Consider the following 15,507-nt stretch of genomic DNA (forward strand, 5'->3'; position numbering starts at 1 on the left):
ACGTAAAAGCTAGTTTTTCGGAGTGCGCAGCGCGACGAAGTTCGTAACCCGCCGCGCGCCGGCGGCCTTCAGCGTATGCGCGAGCGCTTCGAGCGTCGCGCCGCTCGTCATCACATCGTCGACGATGCCGACGTGCAGGCCGCGCACTGGGCGCGCGACGCGAAACGCTCGGCCGACGTTCTGCCGGCGCGCATCGAGATCGAGGCGCGATTGCGGCACGGTGTCGAGCGTTCGTTCGAGCAGCGTGGGGTCGCCGCGCACGCCGAGCGCCCGGGCGAGCGGCCGCGCGATCTGCCAGGCCTGGTTGTAGCCGCGCTCGACCAGACGGCGACCGGCGAGCGGCACTGGCGCGATCACGTCGGGCCGCTCGGCCGCGTCGTGCCAATTGGCTTCAGCGAGCCGCGCGAGGCGTTGCGCGAAGTCTCGCGCGAGCATCAGCCGGGCGCGGAACTTCAGGCCGACCGCGAGCGTATCGAGCGGCGCGCGATAGTCGGCGAGCGCGAAGCTCGCGTCGAACGGCGGCGGCTCGGCCACGCAATCCGCGCAGCGATACCGCGCCTGAACGACCCCGCGTGACACCGGCAACGGCACCGCGCAAACGGTGCAGCGCAGCCGGCTCTCGTTCCAGTAGGCCGCGTCGCAACCGTCGCACAACGTCTTATGCGACAAATTGCCGCACAACGCGCACAGGTTCGGCAGCGCGGCGTTCAAGGCCCGCGGCCATGCCGAATGCAGACCGCGCGCAAAACGCGCCACCTGATTTCGACACGACGAAGAAAATGACTGGAATCGCACGATTGAGCGCCGGTGAAAGCCGTTCTCGCTGAATGGAGGGGAACGACCGAGTATACTTCGAGCTCACGCCAGCACGACACACATGTCCCCAACATCCGCTCAATCTGGCCGTCCGGCCTACGATTCACGGCGCCTCAGGCGTATTTTCGACCGTCGCGCTGCCACCTTCGACGAGGTTGCGTTCCTGCCGCGAGAGATTGCGCAGCGCATGCGCGAGCGTCTCGATTACATCAAGGTGGCGCCCTCGAGCGTGCTCGACGCCGGTTGCGGCGCGGGCGAAGACCTCCCCGCATTGCGCGAACGCTTTCCCGAGGCGCCGGTGTTCGGCGCTGATCTGTCGCACGGCATGCTCCGCCGCGCGCTGCGTCACGATGCCGGCGACACCAGTTGGCGGCGCTTTCTTCCCGCCTCGCTCGGCAAGGCGCTCGGCGCGCGTGGCCCGCGCTTCGCGCAAACCGATTTCTCCGCGCTGCCGTTCACGTCCGGCGCATTCGAATTCATCTGGTCCAACCTCGCGCTGCACTGGCACTCGCGGCCCGATCTGGTCTTTCCCGAATGGCAGCGCGTGCTGAAGGTCAACGGCCTGCTAATGTTCAGCACGCTCGGCCCCGATACGCTGAAGGAGTTGCGCGGTGCCTACGCCGAGATCGAGGCCGCGCACGGCGTCGGGTCTCGCAAGCATGTGATCGACTTCGTCGACATGCACGACCTCGGCGACATGCTCGTCGAGGCCGGCTTCGAGATTCCGGTGATGGACCAGGAGACGCTGACGATCACCTATAAGTCGCCCGAGTCGCTGCTCGCGGACGTGCGTCGCTGGGGCGCGTACCCGTTCGAGCGCGATGCGCATGACGGCGTGCTCACGCGTCGGTTGCACAAAGCCCTGCTCGCCGCGCTCGAAGCGCGCCGGCGCGCCGACGGCACGATCGCGCTGACCTTCGAGGTGATCTACGGCCACGCATGGAAAGCCGTGCCGCGCACCACGGCGGAAGGACATGGCATCGTGCGGCTCGAGGACATCGGACGAGGTCCGGGCAAGCGTGGATAGCAGATTGCGGTGCTGTCATCAACTGCTTGCCGACGGTGCGGTTGACGTGTTGCAAAAGCGGTAAAGAGGACATCCGTTATGCCTGGGATTTGCCCTTCAAAAGAGCCGCAAAATGCTGGGCAAAATGGCGCGAAGGCTTGTCGCGCCTGGCTTGTGGGCCGATTGGGGCTTGCTTGTCGATGCTATGGATCACGCCTATAATGCGTCAGTTTGTCACCCGAGGTTCCCACATTTGGGGTGGCAAGCCCGAGGCGCGGGGCTGCAAAATGAAGTGATGCGGTAGGGGTTGGCGCGCTCGCGAGTGATGCTGGAAACAGTGACTCGAACGGCGGCCGCGAGATGCATCCGGAAGTAAAAGAAGGCAGGCCGGACTCGACGATTCGCAGGAGGCAGCGATGGGCGCATCAGATCATCTGCTGGCGGATTCAGAACCGGTCCTCAGGGACTGGACCATGAAGCGCAACTGTTCGATATCGCCGCGGCAGTTCGTCTGTCTGTACGTGTCGCTTGCGTTGTTTTCGTTGGCAATTGCATTCATGCTGGTTCTGGTCGGCGCCTGGCTGGTGTTGCCGTTCACCGGAATCGAATTGCTGGCCGTAGGTATCGCGTTTGCAATATATGCGCGTCATGCTGTCGATTACGAGCGCATCCGGTTGTTTCCGAACCGGCTCGTGATCGAGCAGGTCAGCGCCGAGCAGATTACGCAATTCGAATTCAATCCGCGCTGGGTGCGGATAGAGCCGGGCGCAACGCCGCGCGATCAGATCAAGCTGGTCTCGCGCGGGCAGACGATCATGATCGGGCAACACCTCGCGCAGAATCGGCGCGCGCAGTTCGCAGGCGAACTACGTATGTGGCTGGCACGTTGTTAGATGGTGCCGGACGCGCGGCGTTCAAGGGGGCGCGACACGCTGCCAGCGGGGTCGAGGGGTTTGAATGGAAAATTTGGGTAAGGAAGCTATGAAAACAATCAAGCGAGCGCTCATGAGCGTGCTGGCGACGAGCGGACTGCTTTTCGCCGGTGCCGCCCTGGCAGTGGGCGATGCTCCGGGCGGCCCTGCCGTCAACGCGATCAATCTCCAGCCGCCTGCAACGAGAATCGCTGAGGAGCTGTTCAGCCTCCACATGTTCATGCTGGGACTGTGCACCGTGATCTTCATCGGTGTGTTCGGCGTGATGTTCTATTCGATCTTCGCGCACCGCAAATCGAAAGGCCACAACGCAGCCAATTTCCACGAAAGCACCACCGTCGAAATCATCTGGACAATCGTGCCGTTCGTCATCGTGGTGCTGATGGCGCTGCCCGCCACCAAGGCCGTCGTCGCGATGAAGGACACCTCGAACGCCGACCTCACGATCAAGGTCACCGGCTACCAGTGGAAGTGGGGCTACGACTACGTGAAGGGTCCGGGCGAGGGCATCGGCTTCCTGTCCACGCTCGCCACGCCGCGCGCGCAAACCGAGGGCCGTGAGCCGATCTCCACGCTGTATCTGCAGGAAGTCGACAACCCGCTCGTGGTGCCGGTCGACAAGAAAATCCGCATCATCACCACCGCGAACGACGTGGTCCACTCCTGGTACGTGCCGGCCTTCGGCGTCAAGCAGGACGCGATTCCCGGCTTCGTGCGCGACACGTGGTTCAAGGCCAACCGCACCGGTACGTTCCGCGGCTTCTGTACCGAACTGTGCGGCAAGGAACACGCGTTCATGCCGGTCGTCGTCGAGGTGCTGTCTGCCGACGACTACGCGAAGTGGGTCGACGAGGAGAAGAAGAAAATGGCCGCCGGCCAGGACGATCCGAACAAGACCTACACGATGGCCGAACTGATGGAACGCGGCGGCAAGGTCTACGCGTCGAACTGCGCGGTCTGCCACCAGCCGACCGGCAAGGGCGCGGGCGCATTCCCGGCGCTCGACGGCAGCAAGATCGCCAACGGTCCGATCGGGCAGCACGTGAGCCTCGTGTTGAAGGGCAAGAACGCGATGCCTTCGTGGGCGCCGACGCTGGACGACGTCGAAATCGCCGCGGTGATCACGTACGAACGTAACTCGTGGGGCAACCACACGGGCGACATCCTGCAGCCGAAGCAGGTCGCCGACGCGCGCAACGGCAAGCTGCCGGAAGGCGGCGATCATCTGGCCAACGCCGGTGCTGCCGCGAGCGGCGCCGTTGCGGCATCGGGCGCGCAAGCAGCGTCGGGCGCAGAAGCGGCGTCCGCACCGGCCGCATCGGGCAACGAGGCTGGCGCGGCTGCTTCGAACAGCGCAGAGGCCGCGCTGCCGGCGAGCATCTACTTCGAGACCGGCAAGAGCACGCTGCCGGCCGACGCGAAAGCGGCGGTCGACGCGGCCGCGGCCTACGCGAAGGCGCATCCGGACGCGAAATTCACGCTGTCGGGCTTCACCGACGCAACCGGCTCCGCCGACGTCAACGCGAAGCTCGCGAAGAGTCGTGCCGAAGCCGTTCGCGACGCGCTGAAAGCCGCCGGCATTGCCGACGATCATATTCTTTTGAAGAAGCCGGAAACGATCACCGGCGGCACCGACGCGAAGGAAGCCCGGCGCGTTCAGATCAGCCCGGCAGCCTGACGTGTTCATGGTCAGCACCGCAGAATTCGCTTTAGGAGATTGTCATGTCTAGCATCGGACACGATGTAGTCGCGGGCCACGAGCACGTGCACGGCGACCATGCCCACGAAACGCCGCACGGCTGGCGTCGTTGGCTGTTCGCAACCAACCACAAGGACATCGGTACGCTGTATCTGATCTTCTCGTTCACCATGTTCCTGTCCGGGGGCGTGATGGCGCTGATGATCCGTGCCGAGCTGTTCGAGCCGGGTCTGCAGATCATGCGTCCCGAGTTCTTCAACCAGTTGACCACCATGCACGGGCTGATCATGGTGTTCGGCGCGATCATGCCGGCGTTCGTCGGCTTCGCGAACTGGATGGTGCCGCTGCAGATCGGCGCATCGGACATGGCTTTCGCGCGGATGAACAACTTCAGCTTCTGGCTGCTGCCGGTCGCCGCTGTGCTGCTGGTCGGCTCGTTCTTCGCACCGGGCGGCGCAACCGCCGCGGGCTGGACGCTGTACACACCGCTGTCCACGCAGATGGGCCCGGGCATGGACTTCGCGATTTTCGCGCTCCACCTGATGGGTGCGTCGTCGATCATGGGCGGTATCAACATCGTCGTGACGATCCTGAACATGCGCGCGCCGGGCCTCACGCTGATGAAGATGCCGATGTTCGTCTGGACCTGGCTGATCACCGCGTACCTGCTGATCGCCGTGATGCCAGTTCTGGCGGGCGCGATCACGATGGTGCTGTTCGACCGTCACTTCGGCACGTCGTTCTTCAATGCGGCAGGCGGCGGCGACCCGGTCATGTACCAGCACATCTTCTGGTTCTTCGGGCACCCCGAGGTGTACATCATGATCTTGCCGGCGTTCGGGATCGTCTCGCAGGTGATCCCGGCGTTTTCGCGCAAGCCGCTGTTCGGCTATAGCTCGATGGTGTACGCAACGGCATCGATCGCGATCCTGTCGTTCATGGTCTGGGCGCACCACATGTTCGTGACCGGCATGCCGGTCACGGGGCAGCTGTTCTTCATGTACGCGACGATGCTGATCGCGGTGCCGACCGGCGTGAAGGTGTTCAACTGGGTCGCGACGATGTGGCGCGGTTCGCTGTCCTTCGAAACGCCGATGCTGTTCGCGGTCGGCTTCCTGATCGTGTTCACGTTCGGTGGCCTGTCGGGTCTGATGCTCGCCATGGCGCCGCTCGACATCCAGTATCACGGCACTTATTTCGTGGTCGCGCACTTCCACTACGTGCTGGTGGCGGGGTCGCTGTTCGCGCTGTTCGCCGGCTGGTACTACTGGTCGCCGAAGTGGACCGGCTGGATGTACAACGAAACGCGCGGCAAGATCCACTTCTGGGCGTCGATGTTCTTCTTCAACCTCGCGTTCCTGCCGATGCACTTCGTCGGTCTCGCTGGCATGCCGCGTCGTTATGCCGACTACCCGGCGCAGTTCACCGACTGGAACCAGGTGATCTCGATCGGCGCGTTCGGCTTTGGTCTGTCACAGGTGTACTTCCTGTTCGCGGTGGCGCTGCCGGCCTACCGTGGCGGTGGTGAGCTCGTCGAGGCGGGCGACAAGCCATGGGACGGCGCAACGGGCCTCGAGTGGACCGTGCCGAGCCCGGCTCCGTTCCACACGTTCGAGCATCCGCCGACCGTCGAGTAAGCCTATCCCGGCGAGGTGCCGGGTTCCGGCGGCGCGACATGCCGCCACCGGACTCCGGCGCTTCGCGCGGCGGCCTCGCCAGTCAAGAACCGTACTCGGAAAGTCGAGCATGACGCGCAATCCACAGGAAAGACGTACGCCGGAGCAGATTCGCGCGGGCAACAGGCGGATAGGGTTGGTGATGTTCGCGATCGCCGCGGTGTTTTTCGCGAGCGCGATTCTGAAGCAGTGCTGGTTCAGCTAACGCCGCCTTCGCAGTCCGTATGCAGGTTTGTTGAGGATTCAGATGTCGACGCAACCGCCGGCCGAGGCCGACCGCTCTTTCAACCGTTCGATGCTGATCAAGCTGTTCGTCGTCGCGTTGATGATGTTCGGTTTCGGTTTCGCGCTGGTGCCGATGTATCGCGCGATCTGCCAGATCACCGGCGTGAACAACCTCGTGCAGCGCGACGTTTCAGCGCGCGAGGCGAAGAATACGCAGGTCGACATGAGCCGCACGATTTCGATCGAATTCGATGCGAACGCGCGGGGCCTGTTGGGTTTCAAGCCGGAGCAGCGCAGTCTCGACGTGCATCCGGGCGAAATAACGACGGTCATGTACGACGTCAGCAACAAGCAGTCGCGCACTATCCGTGCGCAGGCCATTCCGAGCTACGCGCCGAAGCAGGCGACCGAGTACTTCAGGAAGATCGAGTGTTTCTGCTTCACGCAGCAGACGTTGAACGCGAACGAGACGAAGCGGATGCCGGTGGTGTTCGTCGTCGACCCGAAGTTGCCGAAGGACGTGAAGACGATCACGCTGTCGTACACGTTTTTCGAGTTGAACACGCCGGCGGCGGCTAGCGCGGATGATGCGGCGCCGAAGGCGAATGCAGTGAACGATGCAGTGACCAGCGCGGCAGCCACTCCCGCGAAGCCGGCCTGAAGCAGATTTGACGGCGCGAGCCGCGGACGAACGAAGGAAAACGAAGCGAGATGAACGATAACGGCGGCAGTCCGCGCAAGAGCAGTTTCGGTCAATCGATGCGCGCGGTGTTCTGGTCGTTTTTCGGCGTGCGCAAGCGCCGCGATCTCGAGGCGGACGCGACGCAACTGAACCCGCTGCATGTGATCGTGGCGGCGCTGATCGGCGCGGCGGTTCTGATCGGGGTGCTGATTCTGGTCGTGCACCTCGTGGTCGGTTGAGGCAGTAGCAGGGCACAGCACAGCAGAGAAGAGCCCACGAATTAGAGAGAAGCGGTGCGGTATCGACGCGCCGCCGAAGATACAGCCGGAGATTCCGGAACAACTGGACTGAAGTGGAGAATCAAGAATGAGCGGTCAAAACGAGAGCCCGTACTATTTCGTACCGCATCCGTCGCGGCATCCGATCAGCGCCGCTACGGGGTTGCTGGTCATGCTCGGATCGCTTGCGGCCTGGATCAACGACCATACCTGGGCGCCGCTTGGCGTGCTCATCGGTCTGCTGTGGCTGCTCTTTACGCTGTGGCATTGGTTCGGCGACGCGATCGCCGAGTCGGAAGGCGGCATGTACGGCAAGAACGTCGACCGGTCGTACCGCTGGAGCATGAGCTGGTTCATATTCTCCGAAGTGATGTTCTTCGGCGCATTCTTCGGCGCGCTGTTCTATGCCCGCGAAATCGCGCTGCATCAACTCGGCAGCCTCGACTACAAACTGATCTGGCCGGATTTCACGGCGGTGTGGCCGAACAACGGCCCGGCCGAACTCGTGGGCACCTACAAGTCGATGCAGCCGTGGCCGGTGCCGACCATCAACACGGCGCTGCTGCTGTCGTCGGGTGCGACGCTGACGGTGTCGCACCATGCGCTGCGCGACAACCATCGCAAGAAGGCGATTGCGTGGCTCGCGGCGACAATCGTGCTGGGCGTGAGCTTCCTGTTCCTGCAGGGCTTCGAATACTTCCACGCGTACAACGAGCTGAACCTGACGCTGGCTTCGGGCATCTACGGTTCGACGTTCTTCCTGCTGACCGGCTTCCACGGCTTTCACGTGTTCCTCGGCGGCACGATGCTCTCCGTTGTGCTGGTGCGCCTGATTCGCGGCCACTTCACGCCGGAACATCACTTCGCGTTCGAAGGCGCGGCCTGGTACTGGCACTTCGTCGACGTCGTGTGGCTCGGGCTGTACGTCGTCGTGTACTGGCTGTAATGCGGCCAGATCCGTGCGCGCAACGCCGTTCAGGCGGCGCGCACGAGCAGTATGCAAGGCTGAATGCAGCGCCGCCCTCGACCTCTCAGGGCGGCGTTTTGTTTGGCGGCGAGGAAAATTTGCCGCTGAAGGGATGCGGCGGCGACCTATCCGCGAGCGTCAGCGCCCGTACGGAATCCCGGTCGACTGAATCCAGCCCATCCAGTGTGCGAACAGGATGAACAGGAACAGCGAGATCGACAGGCCCACCCGCGTGGCGAGTGACCAGACCATCCGCTTGGTCTTGCCTTTGTCGTGCATCATGAAATACAGCGCCGACACCATGCTGGCGATGATGAGAGCAAAGGCGATGGGAACGATAATGTGCATGGAACCAACTGAAACCGGAAAGCGCAGTGGCAAGACATTCATTATCGCACCGCGAGCGGGCGTCTGCCGCAGGTTCCCGGCGGCCCTGAGCGCGATGCCGGAGCGCCAGCAATGAAGTTTCGCCTGATTCCCGCGCTGCTGATCCTGCTGGTCGTCGTCGTGACGATGCGGCTCGGTTTCTGGCAGCGCGATCGCGCGCATCAGAAGGAAGCGCTCGAGGCGCGCATCACGCAGTTCGAGAACGCGCCCGCGTTGCCGGTCAGCGCGGCGCCGCTCGCGCTGAAGGACGTCGAGTTTCATCGCGTGAAAGCGCGCGGCAGTTTCGTCACGGACAAGGTCGTGTACCTCGATAATCGTCCGCATAACGATCAGCCGGGCTTTTACGTCGTGATGCCTTTTAAACTCGCCGACGGCGGCTACGTGCTCGTCAATCGCGGCTGGCTGCCGCGCAACCTGAGCAATCGCGAGACCATCGCGCCGTACACGACGCCGCCGGGCGAGGTCGAGATCGAAGGGATTGCGCGTGCCGACGCGTCGCGCGCGTTCGAGCTCGGCGAGGGTGGATCGGCCGCGCATCGCCTGATCCGGCAGAATCTCGATGTCGGCTCGTACGCCGCGGAGACCGGGCTGCCGCTGCAATCGTTCGTGATCCAGCAGACCGGCGATGCCCCCGACGGCCTGGTGCGCGACTGGCCCGCACCGACCACCGGCGTCGAGCGCAACTACGGCTACATGCTGCAGTGGTGGGGCATGGCCGCCGCCGCGCTCGCCTTCGGTCTGTATGCGGCGCGCCGCGCGGGCAAAAAAGAGCACGCGCCGGGCGCGTGAGGAACGCAAGGCACGGCTCGCCGCCGTCCAAACATTGAAAGAGGTTCTGTAGTGTCGACTCAAACTCCCCGTTCGCCGGAAGCTGGCAAATCCAGCGGCAAACCCGCCGCGGCCAAAGCGATGCCCGGCCAACCGAACGGCCCGGGCTCGTGGCGGCGCGGCCGCTGGGTGCTGCTGCTGCTCGCGGTGATCTGCGCGGCGCCGATCGCGATCTCGTACTTCATGTACTTCGTCGTGAAGCCGACCGGCGGCAGCACGAACTACGGCGCGCTGATCGAGCCGCAACGGCCGATCCCGGACTCGCTCATGGTCACCGGCGCGGACGGCAAGCCGCTGAAGCTCGCCTCGCTGCATGGCCGCTGGCTCATGATCTCGGTGGACAACAGCGCGTGCGACCAAGCCTGCGTGACGAAGCTCTACTTCATGCGACAAATCCGCGCAGCTCAGGGCCCGGAACGCGAGCGCGTCATGGAAGTGTGGCTGCGCACCGATGCAGACAAGGTCGCGGACGTGATACAAACCGCCTACCCCAACACCGACATGCTGATCGCCGATCCGGCGCAGGTCGCCGCGTGGCTGCCCGCCGACACCGGCACGCGGATCACCGACCACATCTACCTGGTCGATCCGAACGGCAATCTGATGATGCGTTTTCCGAAAGACGCGAACCCGAGCAAGATCAAAGGCGACCTGACCAAGCTGCTCAAATGGTCGACCATCGGCTGACGCCGCAACCTGGGTAAATGAGATGTTCGTATTGCAACTGGGCCTGATCGGCTTGTGTATCGCGTTGCTGCCGTTGTCCTACGTGTGGGTCAAGGCCGACGACAACAAATTCCGCAAGCTGGTCTGGCTCACCACCTTCCTGACGCTCGATCTCGTGATGTTCGGCGGCTTCACGCGCCTCACCGATTCGGGCCTCGGCTGCCCGGATTGGCCCGGCTGCTACGGCACGTCGTCGCCGTTCATCGCGCACGCGGCGATCTCCGCGGCCTATCAGGCGATGCCGAGCGGCCCCGTCAGCATGACGAAGGCGTGGATCGAAATGATCCATCGCTACTTCGCGATGGCGATCGGCGTGCTGATCATCGCGCAGACGATCATTGCCTGGACGGCGCGTATCAAGCGTCGTCCGCTGCATGTGTCGCCGTGGTGGCCGACTTCGCTGCTGCTGCTGATCGTCGTGCAGGGCGTGTTCGGCGCGTGGACCGTGACCATGAGGCTGCAGCCGATCATCGTGACCACGCATCTGCTGCTCGGCCTGGCGCTGCTCGGCACGCTCGGCTGGCTCGCGGCGCGCTTGACGCCGCTGCCGGCCTACGAGCCCGAGGCCGCGCGCTGGCGCGTGGCCGCGCTCGCGGGTCTCGCGCTACTGGTACTGCAAATCGCGCTCGGTGGCTGGGTCAGCACGAACTACGCGGTGCTCGCGTGCACCGACTTCCCGACCTGCAACGGCCAATGGATTCCGCCGATGGACTTCGCGCACGGCTTCCACCTGTGGCGCGCGCTCGGCATGACCGGCGACGGAGACATGATCACGCAGGATGCGCTGGTCGCGATTCACTGGACGCATCGCACGTTCGCGTTCGCTGTGATCGCCTATCTGGTGTGGTTCGCGTTGAAGATGCGCCGCTTCGAGTCACTGCGGCGACCCGCCAACGGCGTGCTGCTGGTGGTGCTGATCCAGTTCGTCACCGGCTTGTCGAACATCGTGCTGCAATGGCCGTTACCGATTGCGGTCGCCCATAACGGCGGGGCCGCGATCCTGCTGCTGCTGCTCGTTATGTTAAACTTTCGGGTCGCTTATAGCCGTCCCGGCCGCGCCGCGCTCCCTGCGCGCGAAGCCGCGCCAGCGTGACTCACATGGACAGCACAACACTCTCCCAAACGCCCGGCAGCCGGGTCTCCCAATATCTCGCACTGACCAAGCCGCGTGTTACGCAGCTTGCGGTGTTCTGCGCGGTCATCGGCATGTTCCTGTCCACGCCGGGCATGGTGCCATGGACCGTACTGATCGGCGGCACGGTCGGCATCTGGCTGCTGGCCGGCGCCGCGTTCGCGATCAACTGCCTCGTCGAGCAGCAGATCGACGCCAAAATGCGCCGCACGTCGTGGCGTCCGTCCGCGCGCGGCGAAATCACCACCCCGCAGATCCTGCTGTTCTCGGCCGTGCTCGGCGGCCTCGGCATGTGGACGCTGTACACGTTCGCCAATGCGCTGACCATGTGGCTCACGCTCGCCACGTTCGTCGGTTATGCGGTTATCTATACGCTGCTGCTGAAGCCAGCCACGCCGCAGAACATCGTGATCGGCGGCGCGTCGGGCGCGATGCCGCCCGCGCTCGGCTGGGCCGCGGTAACGGGCCACGTGCCCGCTGACGCGTGGATCCTCGTGCTGATCATCTTCGTGTGGACCCCGCCGCATTTCTGGGCGCTCGCGCTGTATCGCCGCAAGGACTACGAAAACGCCGGCCTGCCGATGCTGCCGAACACGCACGGCGAAAAGTACACGCGCCTGCATATCCTTCTCTACACGGTCATCCTGTTCGCGGTCACGCTGATGCCGTTCATCTCCGGCATGAGCGGCGTCGTGTATCTCGCGTCGGCGGTGCTGCTCGGCGCCGTGTTTCTCGCTTATGCGTGGAAGATCTACCGGGAGTATTCGGACGAGCTCGCGCGCAAAACCTTCCGTTATTCGATCGTCTATCTGTCGCTGCTGTTCGCCGCGCTGCTGATCGACCACTACGCGCGCGTCGTGATAGGCGCGTAACACCATGCTCAACAATCGCTTTGCGCGCATTGCGCGCGCCGCTGTGATGGCTTGCGCGCTCGGCGCGACGCTCGGCGGCACATTGCTGATGACGGGTTGCGGCAAGCAGCCGCCGGCTTTTACGAATCTCGACATCACCGGCAATACGCAATTCGCCAGCGATTTCTCGTTGCCCGACACGTCCGGCAAGATCCGCACGCTTGCCGACTACAAAGGCAAGGTCGTCGTGCTGTTCTTCGGCTATACGCATTGCCCGGACGTCTGCCCGACGACGATGGCCGAGCTGTCACAGGCGTTACAGCAACTCGGTCCGGAGGACGCGAAGCGCGTGCAGGTGCTGTTCGTCACGGTCGACCCCGAGCGCGATACGCCGCAGTTGCTCGCGCAATACGTGCCGGCGTTCAATCCGAGCTTCGTGGGCTTGCGTCCCGCCAGCGAAGAGCAGCTCGCGAAGGTCGCGAAAGACTTCCGCGTGTACTACGCGAAGGTCCCGGGCAAGACACCCGACAGCTACACGATGGACCACACGGCCGCGAGCTATGTGTTCGACACGGACGGCAAGCTGCGTCTGTTCGCGCGCGATGGCCAAGGCGCGACACCATGGGTGCATGACATCAAGCTGCTGCTCGATTGACGCGCATCGCAGGCGGCTTTTTAAAGTGGCGCCGCTCACGCCTCCCCGCATCCCTCCCCTCTTCGCAACTCGCGCTCAGACCGGAATCGGCAAATTCAGCCCCGGCGCGAGACGCGTCGTCTTGAACTCCGTCACCTCGTAGCGCGCGAGCTGTTGCAGGGCGAACGGATCGCTCGCGAGAATGCGATCCAGCCTGTCGCGCTCGATACGAACCGCGAGGATGATGCCGCCGTCGCGCGGCACTTTCGGCCCGGCCGCGACGAAGATGCCCGCGTCGAACTGCTCCGCGAGAAACGCGCGATGCGCGTCGAGCGCGTCGTCGATACGATCGAGCGGGGCGGTGTAGATCAGGTTGATCACGTACATGGTCGTTCTCAGGGGCGGGTGAGTGGGCCGTGCGCGGCTACGGCTCTGGATTATCGGTCAGCCGCGGGTTTTGCGTTGCGCTAGCCATTGCGCTTGCGCTCCGCATAACCATATGCGGTAAGGGTATTTCCCAACTTGCCGCCCATATGAAACAATTTTGGGCTTGGCCGACGGCGCGCCAGCACGAACCGGAGCGCCGCCCATTTCATCCGACTCCGACATCGATCGGAGCCATCGACTCAAACGTCGAACCGCAACAGCGAGAATCGCATGCAGCGCAGAAATATCCTCAAAGCCCTCACCGCAGTCGTCGCCGGTGCGGCGATCCTGACCAGCTTCGGCGCGCACGCCGACGACAAGGTCATCAAGGTGGGCACGATCGGCGGCCCGGACGCGCAGATCTGGGAAGTCGTCACCAAGGTCGCGAAGCGCGAAGGCCTGAACGTGAAGGTCGTCGAGTTCAACGACTACATCCAGCCGAACGCCGCGCTCGACGCGGGCGACCTCGACGCCAACAGCTTCCAGCACCAGCCGTACCTCGATAGCCAGATCAAGCAGCGCGGCTACAAGCTCGTCAACGCGGGCCTCACGTACATCTCGCCGCTCGGCGCGTACTCGAAGAAGCTGAAGTCGTTGAAGGACCTGCCGCAGGGCGCGAAGGTCGCGGTGCCGAACGATCCGTCGAACGAAAATCGCGCGCTGCTGTTGCTGCAGGCGCAAGGGCTGATCAAGCTGAAGGACGGCGCGGCCACGGGCGGCAACAACGCGACGCCGCTCGATGTCGTCGACAATCCGAAGAAGATCAGGTTCGTCGAGCTCGACGCCGCGCAACTGCCGCGTTCGCTCGCCGACGTCGACGCAGCCGTCATCAATACGAACTTCGCGCTGGCCGCCGGCCTGCAGCCAACCAAGGACGCGATCGCGCTCGAAGACATCCACAGCCCGTACGCGAACCTGATCGCCGTGCGCGCGAAGGACAAGGATCAGCCATGGGTGAAGAAGCTGGTCGCGGCGTATCAGTCGGAAGACGTGCGCCAGTTCATCAAGACGCAGTTCAAGGGTTCGACGGTGCCGTCGTTCTAAGCGACGCGTTCAGCGCGATCGCAAGCGCAGCCGCATGGCATCAGGAAAGGCACGCGCCGTACAGGCGCGTGCTTTTTTTATAGTTCCAGCTCCCATCTTTCGATCGTCAGATCCTGGCCGAAGCGGCGCTGCGCGGCGCTGCCGGCCAACTCGAACCCAGCGCGCTCGCAAAGCCGCCGTGGCTCCGCCAATGCGCTCGCGGTGGTCAGCGTGAGCTTCGTGTAGCCCGCGCGCCGCGCGAAGCGCACGCATTCGCTGAGCAACTGCGTGCCGATGCCGAGCTTCCGCACGTCCGGTTCGACCCACAGCAGGCGCACGCCCGCGACCGTCGTCGAGACCCCGACGAGGCAAACCGAGCCGACCACCAGACCCTCGTGTTCGGCGATCCAGCACTTCTCGCGCAGCGGATCGTTGCGCTGCGCGTACTCGGCGACGACGCGCGCGAGCAAGCCCTCGAACGTGTGATCCCAGCCGTACTGCGCGGCGAACCACTGCGCCTGACGATGCACGAGCCAGCCACATTCGCCGGCGCGCGGCTGACGCAGCACCACGAGCTCGTGCTTCGGCTTGTCGCCGAGCAGGCGCTCGATCAGCTTCATCGCGGCGATCAACTGCTCCTGCGATAGCGCGCTGAGTCTGTCGAGCAGGCCGAGTGCTTCATGGATGGCGGCGGCGTCGAGCGGCGCGTAGATCGCGTGGCCGTGCTCGGTGAGCGCGATCAGCGACTGGCGTGCGTCGGTGTCGGACGGACGGCGGGTGATCAGCTTGCGTCGCTCGAAACTGCTCAGCAGGCGGCTCAGATAGCCGCTATCGAGCCCGAGTGCGCGCCCGAGCACCGACGCGGTCTGCGCGCGGGCGCGCGATAGCTCGTGCAGCACGCGCACTTCCGTCAGCGAGAACTCGCTTCGAGCCAGATGCTCGTGCAGGGCACCGATGCATTGGGTATAGAAGCGATTGAAATGGCGGACGGCCTGAGCGCGCCGCAGCGCCTCGGAATCTGTCAAGGGCGGCTCCCCGGGACTTTTTATGGTCGGTACAGCGCACTATATCGGCACGACCCTTATTTACAAAGCCACTCCACCGCCGCGAGACACCAACTGGTATTAAATAGGTATTGATTATTTGGGCTGTTGATACCACCAGGAGCCGATAACGACTCGCTGGTATCGTTAAATGCGTGCGATGCGGGAAAGTCCCT

18 protein-coding genes are annotated in these 15,507 nt (G+C 63.9%); 14 read left to right on the plus strand and 4 right to left on the minus strand.

Going from position 1 to position 15,507, the window contains the following annotated elements; genetic code table 11:
• Positions 1-9: 9 nt before the first annotated feature.
• Positions 10-756, minus strand: a complete 747-nt coding sequence (locus tag OKW26_RS35610) for a phosphoribosyltransferase family protein (protein WP_429356546.1) — start codon at positions 754-756, stop codon at positions 10-12.
• A gap of 121 nt (positions 757-877) precedes the next feature.
• On the opposite strand from OKW26_RS35610, the gene OKW26_RS35615 reads away from it, so the two are divergent.
• From OKW26_RS35615 to OKW26_RS35650, 8 genes are all read left to right on the plus strand, one after another.
• Positions 878-1,843: a methyltransferase domain-containing protein gene (locus OKW26_RS35615; RefSeq protein ID WP_184062544.1), complete on the plus strand. Its 966-nt coding sequence runs from the start codon at positions 878-880 to the stop codon at positions 1,841-1,843.
• A 395-nt stretch (positions 1,844-2,238) separates the two neighbouring features.
• A complete protein-coding gene (locus OKW26_RS35620; RefSeq protein ID WP_184026596.1) occupies positions 2,239-2,715 on the plus strand; it encodes a DUF2244 domain-containing protein in 477 nt (158 codons plus the stop codon).
• Positions 2,716-2,779: 64 nt separating this feature from the next.
• Complete coding sequence (coxB, locus tag OKW26_RS35625; RefSeq protein WP_184062542.1) at positions 2,780-4,432, plus strand: cytochrome c oxidase subunit II; 1,653 nt, start codon at positions 2,780-2,782, stop codon at positions 4,430-4,432.
• A gap of 44 nt (positions 4,433-4,476) precedes the next feature.
• Positions 4,477-6,090: a cytochrome c oxidase subunit I gene (ctaD, locus tag OKW26_RS35630; protein WP_184062540.1), complete on the plus strand. Its 1,614-nt coding sequence runs from the start codon at positions 4,477-4,479 to the stop codon at positions 6,088-6,090.
• A 109-nt stretch (positions 6,091-6,199) separates the two neighbouring features.
• On the plus strand, positions 6,200-6,334 hold the full coding sequence (locus tag OKW26_RS35635; RefSeq protein WP_018419308.1) for a cytochrome oxidase small assembly protein: 135 nt from the start codon (positions 6,200-6,202) through the stop codon (positions 6,332-6,334).
• Positions 6,335-6,376: 42 nt separating this feature from the next.
• Positions 6,377-7,015 (plus strand): cytochrome c oxidase assembly protein, encoded by a 639-nt coding sequence (locus tag OKW26_RS35640; protein ID WP_429356547.1) that lies wholly within the window; start codon positions 6,377-6,379, stop codon positions 7,013-7,015.
• A 50-nt stretch (positions 7,016-7,065) separates the two neighbouring features.
• Positions 7,066-7,275, plus strand: coding sequence for a DUF2970 domain-containing protein (locus OKW26_RS35645; protein ID WP_184062536.1), 210 nt, complete (start codon positions 7,066-7,068; stop codon positions 7,273-7,275).
• 127 nt (positions 7,276-7,402) lie between these two features.
• Entirely contained in the window at positions 7,403-8,260 is an 858-nt protein-coding gene (locus tag OKW26_RS35650; RefSeq protein ID WP_184054018.1) for a cytochrome c oxidase subunit 3, read from the plus strand.
• Between the two features lie 159 nt (positions 8,261-8,419).
• On the opposite strand, the gene OKW26_RS35655 is transcribed toward OKW26_RS35650, so the two are convergent.
• The gene (locus OKW26_RS35655) at positions 8,420-8,629 is read right to left on the minus strand and encodes a twin transmembrane helix small protein (protein WP_008921867.1); all 210 of its coding nucleotides are present in this window, start codon (positions 8,627-8,629) and stop codon (positions 8,420-8,422) included.
• A gap of 111 nt (positions 8,630-8,740) precedes the next feature.
• On the opposite strand from OKW26_RS35655, the gene OKW26_RS35660 reads away from it, so the two are divergent.
• Genes OKW26_RS35660 through OKW26_RS35680 form a run of 5 tightly spaced genes read left to right on the plus strand, consistent with a single transcriptional unit; the run spans position 8,741 to position 12,860 of the window.
• Positions 8,741-9,457 (plus strand): SURF1 family protein, encoded by a 717-nt coding sequence (locus OKW26_RS35660; RefSeq protein WP_429356548.1) that lies wholly within the window; start codon positions 8,741-8,743, stop codon positions 9,455-9,457.
• 51 nt (positions 9,458-9,508) lie between these two features.
• Complete coding sequence (locus tag OKW26_RS35665) at positions 9,509-10,183, plus strand: SCO family protein (RefSeq protein ID WP_184066991.1); 675 nt, start codon at positions 9,509-9,511, stop codon at positions 10,181-10,183.
• A 22-nt stretch (positions 10,184-10,205) separates the two neighbouring features.
• Positions 10,206-11,315: a COX15/CtaA family protein gene (locus OKW26_RS35670; protein WP_184062530.1), complete on the plus strand. Its 1,110-nt coding sequence runs from the start codon at positions 10,206-10,208 to the stop codon at positions 11,313-11,315.
• A gap of 5 nt (positions 11,316-11,320) precedes the next feature.
• Positions 11,321-12,226 (plus strand): heme o synthase, encoded by a 906-nt coding sequence (gene cyoE, locus OKW26_RS35675; RefSeq protein ID WP_429356549.1) that lies wholly within the window; start codon positions 11,321-11,323, stop codon positions 12,224-12,226.
• A 4-nt stretch (positions 12,227-12,230) separates the two neighbouring features.
• Positions 12,231-12,860 (plus strand): SCO family protein, encoded by a 630-nt coding sequence (locus tag OKW26_RS35680; protein WP_184062526.1) that lies wholly within the window; start codon positions 12,231-12,233, stop codon positions 12,858-12,860.
• Positions 12,861-12,935: 75 nt separating this feature from the next.
• Here OKW26_RS35680 and OKW26_RS35685 read toward each other — a convergent pair whose 3' ends face one another.
• Complete coding sequence (locus tag OKW26_RS35685) at positions 12,936-13,226, minus strand: YciI family protein (RefSeq protein WP_018419317.1); 291 nt, start codon at positions 13,224-13,226, stop codon at positions 12,936-12,938.
• Positions 13,227-13,496: 270 nt separating this feature from the next.
• On the opposite strand from OKW26_RS35685, the gene OKW26_RS35690 reads away from it, so the two are divergent.
• Positions 13,497-14,309: a MetQ/NlpA family ABC transporter substrate-binding protein gene (locus tag OKW26_RS35690; RefSeq protein WP_429356550.1), complete on the plus strand. Its 813-nt coding sequence runs from the start codon at positions 13,497-13,499 to the stop codon at positions 14,307-14,309.
• A 77-nt stretch (positions 14,310-14,386) separates the two neighbouring features.
• Here OKW26_RS35690 and OKW26_RS35695 read toward each other — a convergent pair whose 3' ends face one another.
• A complete protein-coding gene (locus tag OKW26_RS35695; RefSeq protein WP_429356551.1) occupies positions 14,387-15,313 on the minus strand; it encodes a bifunctional helix-turn-helix transcriptional regulator/GNAT family N-acetyltransferase in 927 nt (308 codons plus the stop codon).
• Positions 15,314-15,507: the final 194 nt, after the last annotated feature.

It is taken from the genome of Paraburkholderia sp. 32 (assembly GCF_050435345.1).
Taxonomy (GTDB): domain Bacteria; phylum Pseudomonadota; class Gammaproteobacteria; order Burkholderiales; family Burkholderiaceae; genus Paraburkholderia; species Paraburkholderia tuberum.